The 2879-nt window shown below is 65.7% G+C and carries 3 protein-coding genes; all 3 read left to right on the top strand.

Features of this window, described 5'->3' with window-relative positions; translation table 11 throughout:
• On the top strand, nt 1-900 hold a 900-nt coding region (locus WBB85_RS17205; RefSeq protein ID WP_432639823.1), incomplete at its 5' end, for an aldehyde dehydrogenase family protein.
• Between the two features lie 22 nt (nt 901-922).
• Nucleotides 923-2224: an NAD(P)/FAD-dependent oxidoreductase gene (locus WBB85_RS17210; RefSeq protein WP_432639824.1), complete on the top strand. Its 1302-nt coding sequence runs from the start codon at nt 923-925 to the stop codon at nt 2222-2224.
• A gap of 94 nt (nt 2225-2318) precedes the next feature.
• Nucleotides 2319-2879, top strand: a 561-nt coding sequence (locus WBB85_RS17215) for a proline racemase family protein (RefSeq protein WP_432639825.1), incomplete at its 3' end; no start/stop codon positions are given.

Consider the following 2879-nt stretch of genomic DNA (forward strand, 5'->3'; position numbering starts at 1 on the left):
GCCTCGGCCCATGCGCTGATCGAGATCCTCTCGCGTGCCGGACTCCCCGACGGGGTGATCAACGTCGTCTTCGGGCGCGGCTCCGAACTCGGGCCGGTGCTGACAGGCAGCGCCAAGGTCGCAGGCATCTCTTTTACCGGATCGGTCGGCACCGGGCGCGGCATTGCCGCCACCTGCGGTGCCAATCTGAAGAAATGCCAGCTGGAAATGGGCGGCAAAAACCCGATGGTCGTGCTCGAAGATGCCGACCTTGACCTTGCGGTCGAAGCCAGCCTCAACGGCGCCTACTATTCCACCGGCCAGCGCTGCACCGCCTCCTCGCGGCTGATCGTGACGACGGGCATCCACGACCGCTTCGTCGCGGCGCTTGCCGACCGCGCGAAAGCGCTGAAGGTCGGCCCGGCGCTGGAGGCGGGCAGCCAGATGGGCCCCGTCGTCGATGAAAAGCAGATGGCACAGAACATGGCCTATATCGACATCGCGCGGGACGAAGGCGGCACCGTCACCGGCGGCGCGCGCCTGAATGCCGCGACCGAAGGCTGGTTCATGGCTCCCGCTCTGGTCACCGACACCAGCAATGCCATGCGCATCAATCGCGAAGAGGTCTTCGGCCCCGTCGCATCCGTCATCCGCGTGAAGGACTACGATGAGGCCTTGGCCGTCGCGAACGACACCGAATTTTGCCTCTCTGCCGGGATCTGCACCGCCAGCCTGAAACACGCCCACCACTTCCGTGCCAGTTCGCAGGCCGGTATGGTCATGGTCAACCTGCCGACAGCCGGGGTCGATTACCACGTGCCCTTCGGCGGCACCAAGGGGTCGAGCTTCGGATCGCGTGAACAGGGGCGCTATGCCGCCGAGTTCTACACCACCGTCAAGACTGCCTATCTAATGGCATAACCCTCAGTCAACAGAGCCCGAATTGACCGCCACCACCACCGCCCGCGCCGATCAATCCCCCTTGACCGATCTGGTCGTGATCGGCGCGGGTGTCATCGGGCTCTCGATCGCCCATGCCGCAATTGAGCGCGGCATGGGCGTATTGATTATCGACCGCACCGGCCCTGCCGCCGGGGCTTCGGCCGGGAACGCGAGCGGATTTGCCTTTTCAGGCATCCACCCGCTCGCCTCGCCCGACACGCTCTTTTCCGCGCCGAAATGGCTGTTGGACCCGCTTGGGCCGCTTTCCATCCCGCCGCGCTACGCGCTTCAGATCGCCCCATGGATGGCGCGCTTCGCGAAGGAAAGTCTGCCCGGCAAGGTGATCGCCTCGCGCAAGGCGCAAGCGGCGCTGATGCTGCATTCGCGGACCGTGCTGGAACCATTGATGGCGCTGACCGGCACCACGGACATGTTGACCAAATCCGGCAATATCGAGGTCTATGAGACCGCCCAGGGCTTCGAAGGCGGCCTCAGGAAATGGGAGCTTGCCGCCGAATACGGGTTCATTGGGCGGCCGCTGGTGGGGGCCGAGGCCATTGCTGAAGTTCAGCCCGGCCTTTCGCCCCGCATCACCCACGCCATCGCGACCGAGGATTGGTGGGCGCTGGCCGATCCAAAGCTTTACACGCTGGCGCTGGCCAAAGCGCTGACCGGGAAGGGCGGGCGGATTGAAACCGCCGAGGCCCGCGCGCTCTCCGTCAGCCCGGACGGCGTGACGGTCCAGCTTGCCGATGGCACCACGCTTTCCGCCCGCCAGGCGGTCGTCGCGGCGGGCGCCCATTCCCATCGGCTGACCGCGACGCTTGGTGACCGTATCCCGCTGGAGACCGAACGCGGCTACAACACCACGCTGCCGCCCGGGGCCTTTGACCTCCGCCGTCACATCACCTTCGCCGAACACGGCTTCGTCGCCTCGCCCCTCTCGACCGGCATCCGCGTCGGCGGGGCTGTTGAACTCGGCGGGCTCGACCTGCCGCCGAACTATGCGCGTGCGAAGGCGATGCTGAAGAAGGCCGCAGGGCTCATGCCGGGGCTAAAGACGGAAGGCGGCACCGAATGGATGGGCTTCCGTCCCTCGCTGCCCGACACTTTGCCCGCCATCGGCCGCGCTACCCGCGCGCCGAACGTGATCTACGCCTTTGGCCACGGCCATCTCGGCCTGACGCAATCGGCGGGCACCGCTGGCCTTGTGGCAAGCCTCCTCACCGGCACAGCCCCCGCCATCGACCTTACCCCCTTCGCGCCGAACCGTTTCAGGGGGCTTGGCCGTGCACCGTTGTGATCGCATTGCTGGAAAGATGCTGCGAACCGTGAGGGCCGGGCAAAGGCAGCACCGCGTCCAATATGTTCATCCCGAACCACCAACAGGGCCTGATATGACCAGCCACACCTTCCTCTGCATCGACGGCCATACCTGCGGCAATCCGGTCCGCCTTGTGGCGGGTGGCGCACCGCAGCTTCAGGGCAAGACCATGCTCGAACGCCGCGCGCATTTCCTGGCCGAATTCGACTGGATCCGCACAGGCCTGATGTTCGAACCCCGCGGCCACGACCAGATGTCGGGTTCCATCCTCTATCCGCCGACCCGCGAGGATTGCGACGTCGGCGTTCTCTTCATTGAAACATCCGGCTGCCTGCCGATGTGCGGCCATGGCACCATCGGCACCGTCACCACCGCCATCGAACATGGCCTTGTCACGCCCAAGACCCCCGGCATCCTGCGGCTCGACACCCCCGCCGGGCTGGTGATCGCCGAATACCGGCAGGAGGGGCGCTTTGTCGAAGAGGTCCGCCTGACCAACGTCCCCGCCTTCCTGTACGCCGAAGGCCTGACCGCCGAGGTGGACGGCCTTGGCGAGATCACCGTCGATGTCGCCTATGGTGGCAACTTCTATGCCATCGTCGAAGCTCAGCAGAATTTCCGCGACATCGAAGAC

The sequence above is a fragment of the Albidovulum sp. genome, from assembly GCF_049646345.1.
In the GTDB taxonomy this organism is placed as follows: Bacteria; Pseudomonadota; Alphaproteobacteria; order Rhodobacterales; family Rhodobacteraceae; genus Albidovulum.